This is a genomic window from Streptomyces sp. NPDC002643, from assembly GCF_053592555.1.
Genome location: NZ_JBSFVY010000002.1, coordinates 294558 through 311677 on the forward strand (window position 1 = coordinate 294558; position 17120 = coordinate 311677).

The following is a 17120-nucleotide window of genomic DNA, read 5'->3' on the forward strand; positions in this document are numbered from 1 at the left end:
CGAACCCGACTCGCTCCCCTCGGCTGGCCCCCGACCGACCTCCGGTCCACCCCGACCGAACCCCTGCGACCCCGACTCGCCCCCCGGCCCACCTCGACTGGCCCCGACCAAACCCCCACGACCCCGGCCGCCGCCCGGCCCACCCCGACTGGCCTCCGACCGGCCCCTGACGACATCCGGCTGAACCCGACGGGCCCCTGCCACCCCGACTGGCCCCGGCCACCCCGGCTGACCCGACCGCCCCCGCTCGACCCGACCCGCCCCGTGACTCCCCCCAACCGACCTCGGCCCCTTCGCCGAGCCGACCCGTCCCACCCCCCTCGTCGGCCCACCCCCGCACGCCCCCCCAATCCCCCTCTCACCACGGTTCTTCCTGCGCGGAGGCATGGAGGCACGTATGAGTACGACCACCTCATCCAGTCCTGAGCCGGAGGGGGCGGCGCGGCCCGCTCGGCTCATTCAGAACGAGGTCACGACCGAGATCCCCGTCCATCTGCTGTTCCGCGACGACCCGGCGCCGTTCTCCGTACCGGTCGCCCCCGCCGTCGTCGGCCGGCGGCGCGGCACCGGCGAGCAGCCGAGGGTGCGGCGCGGCCCGGGAGCGGTGAAGCCGAGGCCGACCGTGGAGGTGGACCCCGAACTGGTGGAGCGGCCCGCGCGGGTGTGGCCCGGTGGGATCGGTGTGCTGGGCGGGGCGTGCGGACTGGCCGGTTGTGTCCTCACCTCGTGGTGGGCCGGCGCGCTGCCCGGCATGGCCGTACGGGCGTTGGGGCTTCCGGCCGCGCACGCCGGTGCCGGACTCGGCCCGGCGCAGTGGGCGGCGTACACCGGCGCCGGGGCGCTGACCCTGTTCGGGTTCGGCGGTCTGGCACGGGGCAGGACCGGGCGGGCCTGGGTGCTCGGCCTCTTCGGGCGCTACCGGGGCACGGTCCGCCGTACCGGACTGCTCTGGGTGAACCCGCTCGTGCTGCGCCGCCGGGTCGACGTACGGCTGCGGCACTGGCGGAGCGAGCCGATGCCGGCCGTCGACGCGGGCGGGGTCGCGCTGCGGGTCGTCGTCCTGGTGGCCTGGCGGGTGCGGGACACCGCGCGGGCCGTGCTCGGCGTCGAGGACCACGAGCAGTATCTGCGGGAGTGCGTGGAGGCCGCCCTGTCCCGGGTGCTGTCCCAGCTTCCGGCGGACGCGACGCCGGGCGCGCTGGTGCGGGACGCGACCCTGCGCAACACCGAGGCGGTCGGCGAGGCGCTGACCCGGCTGGTGGTCGCGGACACGGCCCCGGTCGGCATCGAGGTGTACTCGGCCCAGCCGACCCGGATCGACTACGCGCCCGAGGTGGCCGCCGTGATGCAGCGCCGCCGGATCGCCGCGCTCGACGCCCAGCACCGGGACACCGTGCTCACCTCGGTCGTCGACTCCGTGGAGGACACGGTGACCCGGCTGACCATGCGCGGTCTGGTCGAACTCGACGACTACGAACGCAAGGCGCTGGTGAAGGACTTGACCGTCGCCTTCTACACGGGCCGCCGTGAAGTCTCGTCATGAACGGGGCCGTTGATTGGTATGGACATGCTCACTCGCCGCCCATAATCTGGAACTTGGTCTAGACCTGGAACACCCCCACATTCTCCAGGGAGCGGCAGTATGCGTAGAAAGACCAAGTGCTCCGCCCTCGCCGTCGGCCTCGTCACCACCGGCGCCCTCGTCCTCTCCAGCCCGGGCGCCTCCGGCCACGGCTACACCGATCTCCCCGTCAGTCGGCAGAAGCTCTGTCAGAACGGCACCGTCACGAACTGCGGCGACATCCAATGGGAGCCGCAGAGCGTGGAGGGCCCGAAGGGCTTCCCAGGCTCAGGGCCGGCTGACGGCCAGATCTGCTCCGCAGGACACAGCAGGTTCGGTCAGCTCGACTCACCCACCAAGCCGGGCGGCGGCGCCTGGCCCACCACCCAGGTGACGGGAGGCCAGAACCACACGTTCCGCTGGCAGTTCACGGCCATGCACGCCACCACCGACTTCACGTACTACGTCACCAAACAGGGCTGGAACCAGAACCACGCCCTGGCCCGCTCCGACCTCAACCTCACCCCGTTCTTCACCGTCCCCTACAACGGCCAGCGCCCACCGGCCACCCTCTCCCACACCGGACGCCTGCCGTCCGGTCTGAGCGGCCACCACGTCATCCTCGCGGTCTGGACGATCGCCGACACCGGCAACGCGTTCTACGCCTGCTCGGACGTCACGTTCTGACCGCCCGACCGCCCGACCGCGTGACGGCATGCCTGCCCGACCGCCGATGGGTGGATTCCGCGTGCGCCGTCCGACCGGCGCACGCGGATACGGCACGCGTGCGCGAGTTCTGAGCATCCCTTGAGCTGACGGGCGCACCCGGACGGGTACGTTCCCCCACACACCGCCGACCAGGGCGGTCGCCGAACCCCGGGGGACACCGATGGACTTCGCCTTCTACCTCATCCCGGCGGTCATGATGGCCGTCATCGCCTTCATGGCGTACCGCATCACGCGCCGCTGGTTCCAGATCCGCAGCGCCTGGAACAGCGGGCTGACGGCGGAGGGCCGCTGTCTGAAGGCGTTCACCACGGTCAGCAGGGGCGCGGGGCACAACAGCGCCGTGCACAGCACGATCCACCACGTGTACGAGTTCAAGACGCACGACGGGCGTGCCGTCCGCTTCGAGGAGGAGTACGGCCCGTTGACGACGGTCGAGGGCGACTTCGTCACCGTCTACTACACCGACGGCCCCCACGTGGTGGCCACCGCCCACGCCCCCGGCCAGCGGCTCAAGCAGGCGGCGGCGAGCTTCGGCCTCCTCGCCTTCCTCAGCGTGGCCTTCGTCTTCTGTGTCGGCTTCATGATCACGTACCACCAGTTCGCCACGGACCCGACGTACCCCACCCCGTGACCCCGACCGGGCGGGCTGCGACCTCCATGCCCCTCCAGTCTGGCAAGCCCCTCCCCATCTGACGATCCGTCAACTACCGTGCGTCCCCATGGAGTCCACTGGGCGTACGGTCGCGGAGCTCGTCGCCGGCCGGTGGGGTGACCATCGGCCCGGGCTGTGGTTCGAGGACAGGGTGCTGACCCATCACGAGGTCGCGGCCGGGGCCGCCGCCCGCGCGGCGCTGCTGGCCGATCTGCTGCCACCCGACGCCGAACCCCACCTCGGCGTTCTCCTCGACAACACCCCGGAGTTCCCCCTGTGGTTGAGCGCGGCGGCCCTCGCGGGCGCGGCCGTCGCCGGGATCAACCCCACCCGCCGGGGCCCCGAACTGGCCCGCGACATCCTGCACACCGAGTGCCGGGTCCTCGTCACGGAAGAGGCCCACCTCCCTCTCCTCGCCGGCCTCGAACTCCCATGGGGGTCCCCCCGCGCGAGCGGAGCCGAGCGTGGGGGAGTACGCGTCCTGGTGACCGACACCCCGCCGTACGAGGACCTCCTGACCCCCTACGCCGACGCCGCACCCGAGCCGACGACCCGGGCCACCCCCGCCCACCGCCTCCTCCTCTACTTCACCTCCGGCTCCACGGGCGCCCCCAAGGCGGCGATCTGCTCGCAGGGGCGGCTCGCGGCGGCCGGACGGGCGCTGGTGGACCGCTTCGGGGTGCGACGCGACGACGTCCACTACATCTGCATGCCGATGTTCCACGGCAACGCGGTGATCGCCGACTGGGCGCCCGCGCTGGCCGCAGGCGCGGGCATCGCCCTCCGCCGCCGCTTCTCGGCCTCCGGCTTCCTGGACGACGTACGGACGTTCGGGGCCACCTACTTCACCTACGTCGGCCGGGCCGTGCAGTACATCCTGGCCACCGAGCCCCGCCCCGACGACCACGACAACCCCCTGCGCATGGGCTTCGGCACCGAGGCCGGGGCGGTGGACGCGGCGGCGTTCGAGAAGAGGTTCGGGGTACGGCTGGTGGAGGGCTACGGGTCCTCCGAGGGCGGGGCGGCGATCCAGTGGACGCCCGGAGCGCCACCGGGGGCGATCGGCCGGGCGGCACCGACGGACGACCTCGTGGTGGTCGACCCGGCGACGGGATGGGAGTGCCCACCGGCGGCGTTCGACGAGGACGGCACCCTGCTCAACGGCACCGTGGCCATAGGGGAGTTGGTGAACCGTGGCCCCAACCCCTTCGAGGGCTACTGGCGCAACCCCGAGGCGGACGCGGCCCGCCGCCGCTCCGGCTGGTACTGGACCGGCGACCTCTTCTACCGCGACCTCGAAGGCTTCCTCTACTTCGCGGGCCGCGCGGATGACAGGCTCCGCGTCGACAGCGAGAACCTCGCCGCCGCCGTCATCGAGAACATCCTCGCCCGCTACGAGGGCGCCGACGCCGTGGCCGTCTACGCCGTCCCCGACCCGGTCGCTGGCGACCAGGTCATGGCCACCATCGCGGGCACCTTCGACCCGAGATCCTTCATGGAGTTCCTCCTCTCCCAGCCGGACCTGGGCACCAAGATGAGCCCCCGCTTCATCCGGGTCGTCCCCGCGATGCCGGTCACCGCCACCAACAAGATCCAGCGGGCCGCGCTGCGTCGAGAGGGCTTCCGCTGCCCCGACCCGGTCTGGTGGCGCCCACCGGGCAAGTGGACGTACCGCAGGTTCACGGCGGTGGACCGGGCGAGGCTGGTGGGCGAATTCCGGGCGCGGGGCAGGGAGGAACTGCTGAGGAGGTAGGAGCTGCGGACGAGGCAGGTAGCCAGGTAGGCCCAGCCCTACCTCCGGTACGCCCCCTGCCCCCATGGCCCTTCCCCGTCACCGCCGCCTACCGTGACTCCATGATCCGAACGGTCGTGCGGGACGTGCGGTACGTACGGTACGTACGAGATGTGCCCCGAGCCGTGGCCTATCTCCTCACCGGCGTGCTCATGGGCCTCGTCCTGCTCGTGGCCCTCCTGCTGCTGCTCACCCTCGGCCTCGCCCTGGCCCCGGTCCTGGTGGGCCTGCCGCTGCTGGCCCTCGCCGTACTGTCCGGCGTACCCGTGGGCGCCCTCGAACGCCGTCGGCTGACCCTCGCCGACAGCGCACCCCTCCTCCCCGACCCCCACGCGACCCCCGCCGAGCCGGGTCTCGCCGCCTGGGCCCGGCTGCGGCTGACCGAACGGGCGACCTGGCGGGAGCTGGCGTACACCGTGGCGCTCGGCTTCGCGCTGTGGCCGCTGGACGCGCTGGTGCTGTTCGGGGCGCTGGGCCTGCCCGGCGCGATGATCGGGGCGCCCGCGCAGCTGGCGTTGAGCGACAGCACCAGCGGTGACACCCGGATCGCCAAACTCTGGCTGATCGATTCCTACGGCCAGGCCCTGCTCTGCGTGCTTCTCGGCGCCGCCCTCCTCCTCGTGTTTGCCTGGCCCCTCGTCCGGTACGCCCGAGCCCGTGCCGCGCTGGCCCGGCTGTCGCTGGCGCCCGGTGAGGCCGAGGCCGAGCGCAGGCTGGTCGAGGTGACACGGTCGCGGGCCCGGCTGGTGGCCGCGTTCGAGGCGGAGCGGCGGAGGATCGAACGGGATCTGCACGACGGGGCTCAGCAGCGGCTCGTCTCACTCGGCATGACCCTGGGCCTGGCCCGTCTCGACGCCCCACCCGAACTGGCCGACCGGCTCACCGCCGCCCACCAGGAGGCGGACCGGGTCCTCACCGAACTCCGCGAGCTGATCCACGGCATCCACCCCCAGGTCCTCGCCGACTACGGCCTCCCGGACGCCCTCGCCGACGCGGCCGACCGCTGCGCCGTACCGGTCGAACTGGATGAACTGGACGCGGAACTGCCGAGGTTCGCCGAGTCCGTCGAGTCCGCCGTGTACTTCGCGGTCCGGGAGGCGCTCGCCAACGTCGTCAGACACAGCGGGGCGGCGCGGGCGTGGATCACCGGGCGGTACGCGGACGGACGGCTGCGGGTGGAGGTACGGGACGACGGCACCGGCGGCGCGGACCCGGCCCGGGGCACGGGTCTGACCGGGCTCGCCGATCGCCTCGCCGTACTCGATGGCACACTGACCGTCCACAGCCCGCCCGGCGGCCCGACCGTCCTCTCCCTGGAGATCCCGTGCGCACAGCGCTGAAGATCGTGCTCGCCGAGGACAGCGTGCTGCTGCGGGAGGGGCTGGTGGGCGTCCTGACCCGGTTCGGGCACGAGGTCGTCGCGGCAGTGGGGGACGCGGAGGCGCTGACATCGGCCGTGGTGTCGTACACCCCCGACCTCGTCGTCACCGATGTGCGGATGCCGCCGGGCCTCACCGACGAGGGCCTGCGCGCAGCCCTCGAACTGCGCGCGGCGAACCCGGCGCTCCCCGTCCTGGTCCTCAGCCAGTACGTCCAACGCGCCTACGCCGCCGAGCTGTTGGACACCGGTGACGGCACCGGCGTCGGCTATCTCCTCAAGGACCGCATCGGCCAGGTCGAACAGTTCGCGGAGGCGGTGGAGCGGGTCGCGGCCGGGGGCACGGTCGTGGACCCCGAGGTCGTACGACAGCTGCTGCGGCGGCGCCGTGATCCGCTGGCGGCGCTGACCCCGAGGGAACGGGAGGTGCTCGCGCTGGTGGCCGAGGGGAAGTCGAACGGGGCGATCGCCCGCGACCTCGTCGTCACCGAGGCGGCGGTCGGCAAGCACATCGGCAACATCCTGGCGAAGCTGGAGCTGCCTCCGGCGGAGGAGACCCATCGCAGGGTGCTGGCGGTGCTCGCCTATCTGCGCAGCTGAGGCCCGCACGGCGGTAAGGGGGGTGCGGGTGGCGAAGCCACCGCGACGCGCGGCGAAGCCGCGCAATAACGACGATGGCGAGGCATGTTCGCGCTTTCCGCGAACATGCCTCGCCATCGTCATCGTGCGCCGCCAGGGACTCGAACCCCGGACCCGCTGATTAAGAGTCAGCTGCTCTAACCAACTGAGCTAGCGGCGCAGACTCTGTCGCCGTCCCGCTTTCACGGCTGGCGACAGGGAAAATACTACCTGGTCCGGAGGGGTGCCCTCGACCGGATAAACGTGACGTGGATCTCTGGCGAACGCCGGAGGGCGTCTCCAGGGCGTGGCCCTAGATCGCCAACGACAGCAGCACCGGCGCCGCCCCCCGGTTCAAGGTCTGCGCGGCATGGCGGAGCCGATGCGCGTGCTCCAGTGGGAGTGACAGCGCGAGGCAGCCGACCGAGGAGCCCGCTGTGATGGGGACGGCCGCGCAGACCGTGCCCGGCGCGTACTCCTGGAGGTCGAGGACGGGGACGGTTGGGGACTGGGCGTCGAGTTTGCTGAGCAGCACCTTCTCGCTGGTGATCGTCCGGGAGGTGAGCCGGGCCGGCCGGTGGCGGGAGAGGTGGTCGCGGCGGGCGTTGAGGTCGAGTTGGCCCAGCAGGCTCTTGCCGATGGCGGTGGCGTGGGCGGCGGAACGGAAGTCCACCCACTGGTGCACGGCGGGTGTGGCGGGCCCCTCGGCGACCCCGGTGACCTGGATCTCCCCGTCCTGGTACCGGCTGATGTAGACGGCGGCGCCCAGTGAGTCGCGCAGCCGGTCGAGGGTGCGCTGAAGCTGCTCGGCCAGGGCCTGGTCATGACCCTGGGCGGAGCTGAGCCGGGCGAGTGCGGCGCCGCTGACATAGGCGCCGTCGGTGGTCTGCTCGACATACCCCTCGCGGCGCAGCATCCGCAGCAGCGCGGTCAGTCGCTCGCTGCCGACGCCGGTGCGACGGGCGATCTCGGCGTCGGTGACGCCGTCTGGGTGCCGCGCCACCGTCTCCAGGACACGGAGGGCGTCCTGGGCGGAGTGGTACGGGGCGGTCGGCTCGTGCTTGAGCGCCACGGTTCCCCCTGCGCTTCTCGGGCCGTTTTTCGGACAGCTTGCCATCCACCACGATACGGCCCAAGAGGCGCCCGCGCAGGGGTTGTTCGCGAGAATTTCCGTCCACCCACGGGCCTCTCAACAGCCGGACCAACCCTCTGGCATATGTCAGAGTCATGGCTCGCTCGTCCGACCTTGCGCGTTCCCAGCCTCGTGTCCGTTCACATGCCGTAGTCAGAGGACCGCGCTGAGGAACTCCCGCGTGCGTTCCTGTTCGGGGTCGCCGAAGATCTTCTCCGGGCTGCCGGATTCGATCACCTGTCCGGAATCGAACATCAGAACCTGATCCGAGATGTCCCGGGCGAAGTTCATCTCATGGGTGACACAGAGCATGGTGATGTCGGTGGTGCGGGCGATGTCCCTGAGCAGGTCGAGGACGCCCGCGACCAGTTCGGGGTCGAGTGCGGAGGTGACCTCGTCGAGAAGCAGTACCTGGGGGCGCATCGCGAGGGCGCGGGCGATCGCCACGCGCTGCTGCTGGCCTCCGGAGAGCTGGGTCGGGTAGGCGTCGCACTTGTCGGCGAGCCCGACCAGGTCGAGCAGTTCCCGGGCACGCTGCTCGGCCTCGTCCTTGCCGAGGCCGAGGACGTTGACCGGTGCCTCGGTGATATTGCGCAGCACCCGCATATTGGGGAACAGGTTGAACTGCTGGAACACCATCCCGATGTTCTTGCGGACCTCCCGGCACTCCTTCTCGCTCGCCGGATACAGCCGCCGCCCGCCGACCGTGATCGTTCCCTCGTCGGGCTTGGTCAGGGTCATCAGCAACCGCAGGATCGTCGTCTTGCCGGACCCGGACGGCCCGATCAGCGTGACGTGCTTGCCCGCGTCGACGGAGAAGCTCAGCCGGTCGAGGACCGTGGTGCCGCCGAAACGCTTGACGACGTTCTCGAAACGGATCAGCTCGCCCACCGGACGATCGACGGGGGACTCGGACTCGGCGCCCGGGTGGGGCTCGGTATCGGTGCCCGGGTTGGGCTCGGGGTCTTTCATCAGCGGGGTGTCAGCGGACAAGACGACGCTCCAGGGCTCGCAGGAGGAGGGAGGCGGGGTAGGCGATCAGGACGAAGGCGATGCCGACGGCGACCACGGGCTCGTTCATCTCGAAGGTCCGTGAGCCGAACTGGCGGGCCTCGCCGAGCATTTCGAGCACACCGATGGTCATCAGCATCGGCGAGTCCTTCAGCATCGCGATGACGTAGTTGCCGAGGGCGGGTACGACCCGGCGCAGCGCCTGCGGCAGGATCACCGCGATCCAGGTCCGCGACCTCGGCAGACTGAGCGCGGTCGCCGCCTCCCACTGGCCGGCGGGCACACCGTCGATCCCGGCGCGGTACACCTCGGCCGTGTACGTCGAGTAGTGCAGACCGAGGCCGAGGACGCCGGTGGCCAGCGCGGAGAGGGTCAGACCCCATTCGGGCAGGACGTAGAAGAGGAAGAACAGCTGGACGAGCAGCGGGGTGTTGCGGACGAACTCGGTGACCGCCGTCACCGGCCAGCGCACCACCCTCAGCGGCGACCGCTGGGCGAGCGCCCACACCAGCCCGAGCGAGAACGCCAGCAGCGAACCGCCGAGCAGCGCCTGCAGCGTGACCAGCACGCCGTCCCGGAAGACCGGCATGAACTCGTCCAAGGTGGACCAGTCCCAGCTCATGAGGAACCTCCGGGGGACGACGGGGTGACGGAGGCCGCGGATGACGCGGATGACGCCGATGACGCGGCGGCGGCGGACGATCCGGCCGCGGCCAGGGGCTTCCGGGGCCCGGGGACCCCCTTGACCGGCGCCCGGCCCACCCCCGCCTTCGCCCGGCGCTCCACCTGCCGCATCACCCGCGTGATCACGAAGGCCAGCACGAAGTACATGACGAGGACCACCGTGTAGACCGGCGCGCTCTGCCCGGTGGCGTTGCGCACCAGCTGGGCGGCGAAGGTGATGTCGGCGACCCCGAGGACGGACACCAGGGCCGTGCCCTTGAGCAGTTCGATCAGCAGATTGCAGAACGGCGGCACCATCTCGGGCCAGGCCTGCGGCAACACGATCCTCCGCAGCCGCTGCCCCGGTGTGAAGCTCAGCGCCACCCCCGCCTCGCGCTGCGCCACCGGCACCGCCGCCACCGCGCCCCGCACGATCTCCGAGCCGTACGCACCGTACGTACAGCCCAGCGTCAGTACGGCGGCCCACATCGGCACCAGCTGCCAGCCCAGCGTCAGCGGCACCACGAAGAACACCCAGATCATCAGCACCAGGGCGGACGTCCCACGGAAGATCTCGAAGTACGCACCCGCCAGAAACCGTACGATCCACAGCCGATGCGTACGGGCGAGCCCCACGACGAAGGCGACAACGGCCCCGAGCGCCGCGCTGAACACGGTCAGCTGGACGGTGATCCAGATCCCGCGCAGCAGCAGCTCCCACAGACCTTGACTGAAGCTGAAGTCGCTCATGAGCGGCACTTCTCCTCGGCCTTGACGTCGGTCATCTGGTCCTCGGTGAAGCCGAAGGGCCGCATGACGTCCAGCAGTTCGCCGGTGCGCTTCATCTTGTGCAGCTCACGGTTGAAGGCGTCCCGCAGATTCCGCTCGGGCAGCCGGAACGCGAACCCCCCGACATCGACGACGGGCTCACCGTCGACATACGGAGTGACCTCCTCCGTCGCCTCCGCCTTCGTACTCTTCGTCTGCTCGACGACATTGCGCACGGCGACGGCGGTCCCCGCGAACACATCGACCCGCCCCTGTTCGACGGCGAGGAGACCGGCCAGCTGATCCGGCAGGGTGCTGATCCGCTTCACCCCGGCGGCCTTGGCGTAGTCGATCTCCGCGAAGCCGATCCCGGTGGCCATCCGGGCCCCGGTCCGAGCGATGTCGGCGTAGGTACGCAACCGCTTCGGATTCCCCTTGGGCACGATGAACGCGTCCCGCATCCGGTACTCGGGGTCCGCGAACAGCACCTGCTCACAGCGCTCCGGGTTGATGTACATCCCGGCGGCGACCACGTCGAACTGCAGCGAGTTCAACCCGAAGATCAGCGACCCGAACTCGGTGGGGAACGGCTCGACGCTCTCCACGCCCAGCCGCCGGAAGATCCGGGTGGCGATGGCGGGCGCGGACCCGGTGATCTCACCGTCCGTCCCGATGTACCCGTACGGCTGCTCACCGGCGATGCCCAGCTTCACGGTGCCCTTGGCCCGCAACTGGTCCAGCAGATGCCCCCCGTCGTTGCTGTCGGCGGTCGCCACCCGGCTGCATCCACTGCTGCCGCCGACCACCGCACCGGTGGTGACCAGCGCGGCAGCGCCCGACAGCAAAGAACGCCGACGTACGGGGGGTCTGCCGCCACCCCATGGACCTGTCTCACTTCCCTGCACTCGAACCATGGCCGCGCGGCTACCCGACCCGCCCCCGGATATGCCGTATCTTTTCGGGTCCTTCACGCAGGGGCCCGACAGCCGAAACGGACCGAAACAGCCGCGATTGAGCCGCCCGACACTGGGCAGACGCGCGGGGAAGGGACCGCTCGGACACACCCGAGAGAGCCCGGCGCCATGGTTCGTTCCCGCCGCGACGGCGATCAGCCACGACGGCGGCGCCTACCCTCCCAGCGCCCGGTTCAGTGGCCGGGTACGTACCCGCGCCGCTTGTCGACCACGTTCGGCAGCGGCCGCCCCGCCGCCCACAGCTCGTACAACTCCACGAACTGGCGCCCGAGTTCATCGCGCCACCCCACGGTGTCACCGCTCATGTGAGGAGAGACGATCAGGCCGGGCACCTCCCACAAGGGGTCGTCCCGGCCCAGTGGCTCACGCTCGAACACATCCAGCGCGGCCCCCGCGATCCACCGCTTCCGCAACGCCTCGACCAGCGCCTCCGTCACCACGAGCGGCCCACGCCCCACATTGATGAACCGCGCCGAGGGCTGCATCACCCCGAAACGCCGGGCGTCGAACATCCCGTACGTCGACTCCGTCAGCGGCGCCGCCGCGATCACCCAGTCGGCGCGGGCCATCAGCCGGTCGAGATCGGCGGGACCGTACACACCGGGACGCGCCTCCCGCCCCACCACCGCCGTGAGCACCCCGAGCCCCGCCAGATACCGCGCCACGGCCCGCCCGATCGGCCCGGACCCGACCACACACGCCCGGCTCCCGGCCACCCGCAGCCCCTCCCGATGCCGCCACCGCCTCTCCCGCTGGAGCTCCCAGGTACGCGGCAGATCCTTCGCCATGGCCAGCACGAGCGCGCCCACGTACTCGGCGATCGGCTCCTCGAACACACCGCGCGCGTTCGTCACCACCGTGTCGGAGGCGATGAGTTCGGGGCAGAGCAGATGGTCCACGCCGGCGCTCGCGGTGTGCACCCAGCGCGGCCGGGGCCCGTCGCCCGGCCATGCCTCCCGTACCGCCCGCGAGGTGAAGTCCCACACCAGCAGCGCGTCGGCATACGGCAACCGCTCGGCCAGCGTCGACGCGTCGGCGTGCTCGACGGTCACCCGCCCGGTCAGCCGCCCCAGCCGGGGCAGGGGTTCGGCATCGAGAACGAGCAGAGTAGACGGCAGCCCGATCGCCCCATTCCATCCCCGTGAAGTGCGTTCCCCACGTCCGACCAGTGCCGATCGACCACGCTCGCACCCGAACCCACCTTCGTCAACACGGCTCCGTACGGTCCGCCGTCCGCGCCTCCCTCTCCGTGCGGCGGGCGGCTCTCGGCCAACCAGGTGACGATGTGGGCCGCGCCGCGTCACCTGGGTACCCGGGCAGTGGGGCCGTACCAGGCTCTGTTCGACGAGTCGGCCAGGCCGTCGTTCGGTGCGGGCCCCGTTCCGCCACCGCCGGTACCGCCGGAAGAACAGGAAGGTTGGGCATGACCGCACTCGGTTTCCTCTACCCGGGCCACTCCGCCGAGGACGACTTCCCGCGGATCGAGCAACTGCTGGGCAGCGACATCCGGGTGGACGTCGTGCACATCGACACCGGCGAGGACGCGCACCACATGGACGCCCTGCGCGAGACGGGCACCCCCGAACGCCTCGCCGCCGGCTGCGAGGCCCTCCGCCTGACCGGCGCCGAGGCCGTCGTCTGGGCCTCCACGGGCGGCAGTTTCGTCTACGGCCACGAGGGCGCCCAGGACCAGATCCGCACCCTGGCCCGCGCGGCGGGAATGCCGGCCTCGTCCACGTCCTTCGCCTTCGTCCACGCGGCGAAGGAGATCGGCGCGAGCCGAGTGGCCGTGGCCGCGACCTACCCCGAGGACGTGGCCCAACTCTTCGTGGACTTCCTGGCGGCGGCCGGCCTGGAGGTCGTCTCCCTCCACTCCTCGGGCATCGCCACGGCGGCGGAGGTCTCGACCTGGGGCATCCACGACACCTTGACGATCGCCCACACAGCGGACCACGAGGCCGCCGACGCCCTACTCCTCCCCGACACGGCCCTCCACACCGCCTCCCACATCCAAACCCTGGAACAACACCTGACCAAACCGGTTCTCACCGCCCACCAGGTCTCGGTCTGGGAAGCCCTGAGGCTGACAGACCGAAGGGTCAACGCCCCACAATTGGGCGCCCTGTTCACGAGGGAGCCGATCGTGCAGGTGTAGCGGGGGTTGCATCGGGTGCCGGTGCCGGTGCCGGTGTCTTTGTCGTCGGGGGCGAGGGGCGAGGGGCGAGGGGCGGTGAGGGCGCAGGGGGCGCGCTTGCAACCCCCGGGCGCGACGCATGCCGCTGCTTTTTTGGGGGGCGCGGGGCTGTATCTGATGTGCGGCTCCGCCGCGCGGGCGCGACCAGCCCCCACCCACCCGCACCCGACACTCAAGCCGCCCAGGGGGGCATGGGGGCGCAGCCCCCTGGGACGGGACGGGTAGGGGCGGCGGGGGGCGGAAATAACCGGAGCCACCCTCCTGTTCCCGCAAGACACACCCCGCACCACACGGACACACCCCAGGAGGACACCCCCGTGACCACAGACGAGATCCGAGGCGAAGCCAAGGGCTCGGCCCCCGTCCCCCTCTCGGTCCTGGACCTGGTCACCGTAGGCGCCGGCCGCACAGCCACCCAGGCCCTCCAGACCAGCGTCACCCTGGCCCGTCAAACCGAGCGCACCGGATTCCACCGCTACTGGGTGGCCGAACACCACTCCATGCCGGGCGTGGCCTCCTCCTCCCCGGCGGTGATCCTCGCCCACCTCGCCGCCCACACCACCCGCATCCGCCTCGGCTCAGGCGGCGTGATGCTCCCCAACCACGCCCCACTGGTCATCGCGGAACAGTTCGGCACCCTGGAGGCGATGGCCCCCGGCCGCATAGATCTCGGCCTGGGCCGAGCCCCCGGCACAGACGGCCCCACCGCCGCCGCCCTCCGCCGCACCGTCAACCTCCACGAGGGCGCCGACGACTTCCCCGAGCAACTCGCGGAGCTGACCCGCTTCCTGGACGACGACTTCCCCGACGCCCACCCCTACCGCCGTATCCACGCCGTCCCGGGCCCGATCCAGGGCACATCCCCCGGCGGCATACAGTCCCCGCACCGCCCCCCGGTCTGGCTGCTCGGCTCCTCCGGCTTCAGCGCCCGCCTGGCCGGCGCACTCGGCCTCCCCTTCGCCTTCGCCCACCACTTCTCGGCCCGCAACACGATCCCCGCGCTGGACCTCTACCGCGAGTCGTTCCGCCCCTCCGCGGCCCTCGACACCCCGTACGCCCTGATCGCCGTCTCGGCCCTCGCGACGGACGACGAGAAGGACGCCCGCCGCCAGGTGAGGGCGGCCGCCCTGAACATGGTCCGGCTGCGCACCGGCCGCCCGGGCCTCGTCCCCACCCCCGAGGAGGCGGAGGCGTACGAATTCAGCGTGGTCGAACAGGACTTCATCGACTCCTGGAACGCGGACGTCGTCCACGGCACCATCGACGAGGTCCGCACCCGCCTCGACGACCTCCAGAAGCGCACGGGCGCCGACGAGTTGATGCTCACCACCCACGCCCACAGCCCCGACCTGCGCCTACGCTCCTACGAACTGATCGCGCACGCTTACGACTTGCCGCACCCGACCGACGACTGAACGACCGACAACCGACCGCCCGACCGACAACTGATACCGCCCGATCGACAACTGAACGGCACCACGGAGCGACCGGTCGCTCCTCGGGCCCACCCGACTGGTGCTCAGGCCCGAGGACAGGCCGCGGCCCCCAGCAGCGCGGCGATCCGCTCCGGTGACACCGCGCGGGAGTACAGCCACCCCTGCCCGGTGTCGCACCCGAGCCGGCGCAGCCGGGAGGCCTGGGCGTCGGTCTCGATCCCCTCGGCGGTGACGCTCAGCCCCAGCCGGTGCGCGAGTTGCACGAGCGCCTCGACGATGATCTCGTCGGCGGCGTTCGGCTGCCCGTGATCACCCGCCCCCGTCCCGGGCCCGGCCCCCACTCCGCCCCGCACACCCGTACCGGCCCCGCCCTGCACCCCGGCGCCCTGGAAGCCCCGTACGAACGCCCCGTCCAACTTCAGTACGGACACCGGCAGTCGGCTCAGATAGGCGAGGTTGGAGTACCCGGTGCCGAAGTCGTCGATGGCGATACGGACGCCCATGTCGCTGAGGGCCTGGAGCGCTTCGAGGGGCCGCCCGGCGGAGCCCATCAGCGCGGACTCGGTGAGCTCCACCTGGAGCAGGTGCGGGGCGAGCCCGGTCTCCGCGAGGATCTCGGCGACATCGGCGACGAGATCGGAGTCCCAGACCTGCCGTACGGCGACGTTGACGCTGACGAAGATCGGCGCCCGGTCGGGATGGTCGAGCTGCCAGCGCCGGGCCTGACGGCAGGCGGTGCCGAGAATCCACCGCCCGAGCTGGACGATCGAACCGTCCTCCTCCGCCAGTGAGATGAACCGATTCGGCGCCAATACGCCGAACTGCGGATGGTGCCAGCGCACCAGCGCCTCGACCCCGTGCACCTCACCGTCGGCCATGCCCACCAGCGGCTGGTACTCCAGCACGAACTCGCCCCGCCCGATGGCCGCCCGCAGCGTGGAGGACAGGGCCTGACGGGTCATCCGGTGCGCGTTGCGCTCGGGGTCGAACAGGGTCCAGCGGGACTTTCCGTCGGCCTTCGCCCAGTACAGCGTCGTATCGGCGGCCTGCATCAGCCCCGTCGCCGTCGTGCTCGCCGACTGCCGTTCGACGACGCCGATGGAGGCGGAGACGGACAGCCGCTGACCGGAGAGGTCGAAGGGGGCCTGGAGGCTCCGGAGCACGGCCTCGGCGAGGTCGGCGAGTTGCTCGGTGCCGGTGGAGTCCTCGACGAGCAGGGCGAACTCGTCCCCGCCCAGCCGGGCGACCAGCGGTGCCCCGATCGCCGCCCCGCCCGCCGTACGGCCCTGCGCGGTGGCCTCGGCGCACCGGGTGAGCCGTTCGGCGACGGCGGCGAGCAGCCGGTCGCCGACGCGATGGCCGAGGGTGTCGTTGACCGCCTTGAACCCGTCGAGGTCCAGATAGACCAGACCGATCCGCCCGGTGCCGGCCTCGTCGTAGGCGTCCCGCTCCAGGGCGGCGGCGAGCCGCTCGAAGAAGAGGGCGCGGTTGGGGAGCCGGGTCACCGGGTCATGCATCTGCAAGTGCTGGAGCCTGGCTTGAAGTTGCCGGTTTACGCTGACGTCGGCGACGGAAAGGAGGATCGCGCCCTCCTCCTCGGGCAGCGGAGCCACCGACACCTGCACCCACAGCGCGGCCCCGTCCGGCTGTTTGAGCCGTCGCGTACAGCGCAGCCGGGCCTGCCGCCCGCGCAGCACCTCCCGGTAGGCGTGCCAGGTGCGGGTGTCCGCCGCGAGGTCCACCAGATCGGCCGCGACCCGCCCCACCAACGTCTCCGCGTCGGCGCTGAGGAGCGTCCCCAGCGCGCCGTTGGCGGCGGCGATCCGCCCCTCCCGGTCCACGACCGCCATGGCGAGCGGCGCGGCGGAGAAGGCGGCGGGGAGGGCCGGCGCGGCGGGCGGGCCGACCAGGGCCTCGACGGGGGAAACGGCGGGTGTCACCGCCGACCTGCCGGAAAAGCCCGTGGTGACGGGCGCGTCGGCGCCGTCGCCGCCCTCCGCCGGGGAGATCACGGGCAGGGGGACCGAGGCCGCTGCGGTCTCCTGCACCGACCCCTGGACCGATGACTGCTCGGACGCCTGAACGGCCGCCGCACCTGAAGCATTGACGTGACGCTCTGTGACCGTCACCCGGACGAGGTCTGCCGCGGGCGCCTGCCCGTGGGACATTCCGCTCACCGTTCGCTCCCGCAGTGCACTCGTGTTCGTACGGA

The 17120-nt window shown here is 71.5% G+C and carries 15 protein-coding genes, 1 tRNA gene and 1 pseudogene; 9 read left to right on the forward strand and 8 right to left on the reverse strand.

Going from position 1 to position 17120, the window contains the following annotated elements; translation table 11 throughout:
- Window positions 1-397: 397 nt before the first annotated feature.
- The 6 genes from ACWD4G_RS04005 (at window position 398) to ACWD4G_RS04030 (ending at window position 6712) form a co-directional block, all read left to right on the forward strand.
- Window positions 398-1543 (forward strand): SPFH domain-containing protein, encoded by a 1146-nt coding sequence (locus ACWD4G_RS04005; protein ID WP_451290604.1) that lies wholly within the window; start codon window positions 398-400, stop codon window positions 1541-1543.
- 99 nt (window positions 1544-1642) lie between these two features.
- Window positions 1643-2248: a lytic polysaccharide monooxygenase auxiliary activity family 9 protein gene (locus tag ACWD4G_RS04010; RefSeq protein WP_451290605.1), complete on the forward strand. Its 606-nt coding sequence runs from the start codon at window positions 1643-1645 to the stop codon at window positions 2246-2248.
- A 202-nt stretch (window positions 2249-2450) separates the two neighbouring features.
- Window positions 2451-2921: a hypothetical protein gene (locus tag ACWD4G_RS04015; protein ID WP_451290606.1), complete on the forward strand. Its 471-nt coding sequence runs from the start codon at window positions 2451-2453 to the stop codon at window positions 2919-2921.
- An 88-nt stretch (window positions 2922-3009) separates the two neighbouring features.
- The gene (locus ACWD4G_RS04020) at window positions 3010-4695 is read left to right on the forward strand and encodes an AMP-binding protein (RefSeq protein WP_451290607.1); all 1686 of its coding nucleotides are present in this window, start codon (window positions 3010-3012) and stop codon (window positions 4693-4695) included.
- Between the two features lie 101 nt (window positions 4696-4796).
- Window positions 4797-6074 carry a sensor histidine kinase gene (locus ACWD4G_RS04025; RefSeq protein ID WP_451290608.1) on the forward strand — a complete coding sequence of 426 codons (1278 nt, stop codon included), beginning with the start codon at window positions 4797-4799 and terminating at the stop codon, window positions 6072-6074.
- Window positions 6059-6712 (forward strand): response regulator, encoded by a 654-nt coding sequence (locus ACWD4G_RS04030; protein WP_451290609.1) that lies wholly within the window; start codon window positions 6059-6061, stop codon window positions 6710-6712. The genes ACWD4G_RS04025 and ACWD4G_RS04030 overlap by 16 nt, the downstream gene beginning before the upstream one ends.
- A 125-nt stretch (window positions 6713-6837) precedes the next feature.
- Here the strand turns inward: ACWD4G_RS04030 and ACWD4G_RS04035 are convergent.
- The 7 genes from ACWD4G_RS04035 to ACWD4G_RS04065 form a co-directional block, all read right to left on the reverse strand.
- Window positions 6838-6911, reverse strand: a tRNA-Lys gene (locus ACWD4G_RS04035).
- A gap of 132 nt (window positions 6912-7043) precedes the next feature.
- A complete protein-coding gene (locus tag ACWD4G_RS04040; protein ID WP_451290610.1) occupies window positions 7044-7802 on the reverse strand; it encodes an IclR family transcriptional regulator in 759 nt (252 codons plus the stop codon).
- Between the two features lie 213 nt (window positions 7803-8015).
- A complete protein-coding gene (ehuA, locus tag ACWD4G_RS04045) occupies window positions 8016-8834 on the reverse strand; it encodes an ectoine/hydroxyectoine ABC transporter ATP-binding protein EhuA (RefSeq protein WP_451290762.1) in 819 nt (272 codons plus the stop codon).
- Between the two features lie 10 nt (window positions 8835-8844).
- Window positions 8845-9495, reverse strand: a complete 651-nt coding sequence (gene ehuD / locus ACWD4G_RS04050; RefSeq protein ID WP_451290611.1) for an ectoine/hydroxyectoine ABC transporter permease subunit EhuD — start codon at window positions 9493-9495, stop codon at window positions 8845-8847.
- Window positions 9492-10286, reverse strand: a complete 795-nt coding sequence (gene ehuC / locus ACWD4G_RS04055; RefSeq protein WP_451290612.1) for an ectoine/hydroxyectoine ABC transporter permease subunit EhuC — start codon at window positions 10284-10286, stop codon at window positions 9492-9494. Before ehuC ends, ehuD begins: the two co-directional genes overlap by 4 nt.
- Window positions 10283-11218, reverse strand: a complete 936-nt coding sequence (gene ehuB, locus ACWD4G_RS04060) for an ectoine/hydroxyectoine ABC transporter substrate-binding protein EhuB (RefSeq protein ID WP_451290613.1) — start codon at window positions 11216-11218, stop codon at window positions 10283-10285. Before ehuB ends, ehuC begins: the two co-directional genes overlap by 4 nt.
- 233 nt (window positions 11219-11451) lie before the next feature.
- Complete coding sequence (locus ACWD4G_RS04065; RefSeq protein ID WP_451290763.1) at window positions 11452-12402, reverse strand: D-2-hydroxyacid dehydrogenase; 951 nt, start codon at window positions 12400-12402, stop codon at window positions 11452-11454.
- A gap of 138 nt (window positions 12403-12540) precedes the next feature.
- Between ACWD4G_RS04065 and ACWD4G_RS04070 the strand changes: the two are divergent.
- From ACWD4G_RS04070 to ACWD4G_RS04080, 3 genes and pseudogenes are all read left to right on the forward strand, one after another.
- Window positions 12541-12705 (forward strand): annotated as a pseudogene (locus ACWD4G_RS04070) (decarboxylase); the annotation flags it as partial.
- Entirely contained in the window at window positions 12702-13433 is a 732-nt protein-coding gene (locus ACWD4G_RS04075) for a maleate cis-trans isomerase family protein (protein ID WP_451290614.1), read from the forward strand. The pseudogene ACWD4G_RS04070 and the gene ACWD4G_RS04075, both read left to right, overlap by 4 nt.
- A 356-nt stretch (window positions 13434-13789) precedes the next feature.
- Complete coding sequence (locus tag ACWD4G_RS04080) at window positions 13790-14887, forward strand: LLM class flavin-dependent oxidoreductase (RefSeq protein WP_451290615.1); 1098 nt, start codon at window positions 13790-13792, stop codon at window positions 14885-14887.
- A gap of 104 nt (window positions 14888-14991) precedes the next feature.
- On the opposite strand, the gene ACWD4G_RS04085 is transcribed toward ACWD4G_RS04080, so the two are convergent.
- A complete protein-coding gene (locus ACWD4G_RS04085) occupies window positions 14992-17076 on the reverse strand; it encodes a putative bifunctional diguanylate cyclase/phosphodiesterase (protein ID WP_451290616.1) in 2085 nt (694 codons plus the stop codon).
- Window positions 17077-17120: the final 44 nt, after the last annotated feature.

Coding starts and splice junctions, on each gene's coding strand:
- ACWD4G_RS04005 (WP_451290604.1), top strand. CDS start 398: ATGAGTACGACCACCTCATCCAGTCCTGAGCCGGAGGGGGCGGCGCGG.
- ACWD4G_RS04010 (WP_451290605.1), top strand. CDS start 1,643: ATGCGTAGAAAGACCAAGTGCTCCGCCCTCGCCGTCGGCCTCGTCACC.
- ACWD4G_RS04015 (WP_451290606.1), top strand. CDS start 2,451: ATGGACTTCGCCTTCTACCTCATCCCGGCGGTCATGATGGCCGTCATC.
- ACWD4G_RS04020 (WP_451290607.1), top strand. CDS start 3,010: ATGGAGTCCACTGGGCGTACGGTCGCGGAGCTCGTCGCCGGCCGGTGG.
- ACWD4G_RS04025 (WP_451290608.1), top strand. CDS start 4,797: ATGATCCGAACGGTCGTGCGGGACGTGCGGTACGTACGGTACGTACGA.
- ehuA (WP_451290762.1), bottom strand. CDS start 8,834: ATGAAAGACCCCGAGCCCAACCCGGGCACCGATACCGAGCCCCACCCG.
- ehuD (WP_451290611.1), bottom strand. CDS start 9,495: ATGAGCTGGGACTGGTCCACCTTGGACGAGTTCATGCCGGTCTTCCGG.
- ehuC (WP_451290612.1), bottom strand. CDS start 10,286: ATGAGCGACTTCAGCTTCAGTCAAGGTCTGTGGGAGCTGCTGCTGCGC.
- ehuB (WP_451290613.1), bottom strand. CDS start 11,218: ATGGTTCGAGTGCAGGGAAGTGAGACAGGTCCATGGGGTGGCGGCAGA.
- ACWD4G_RS04075 (WP_451290614.1), top strand. CDS start 12,702: ATGACCGCACTCGGTTTCCTCTACCCGGGCCACTCCGCCGAGGACGAC.
- ACWD4G_RS04085 (WP_451290616.1), bottom strand. CDS start 17,076: ATGTCCCACGGGCAGGCGCCCGCGGCAGACCTCGTCCGGGTGACGGTC.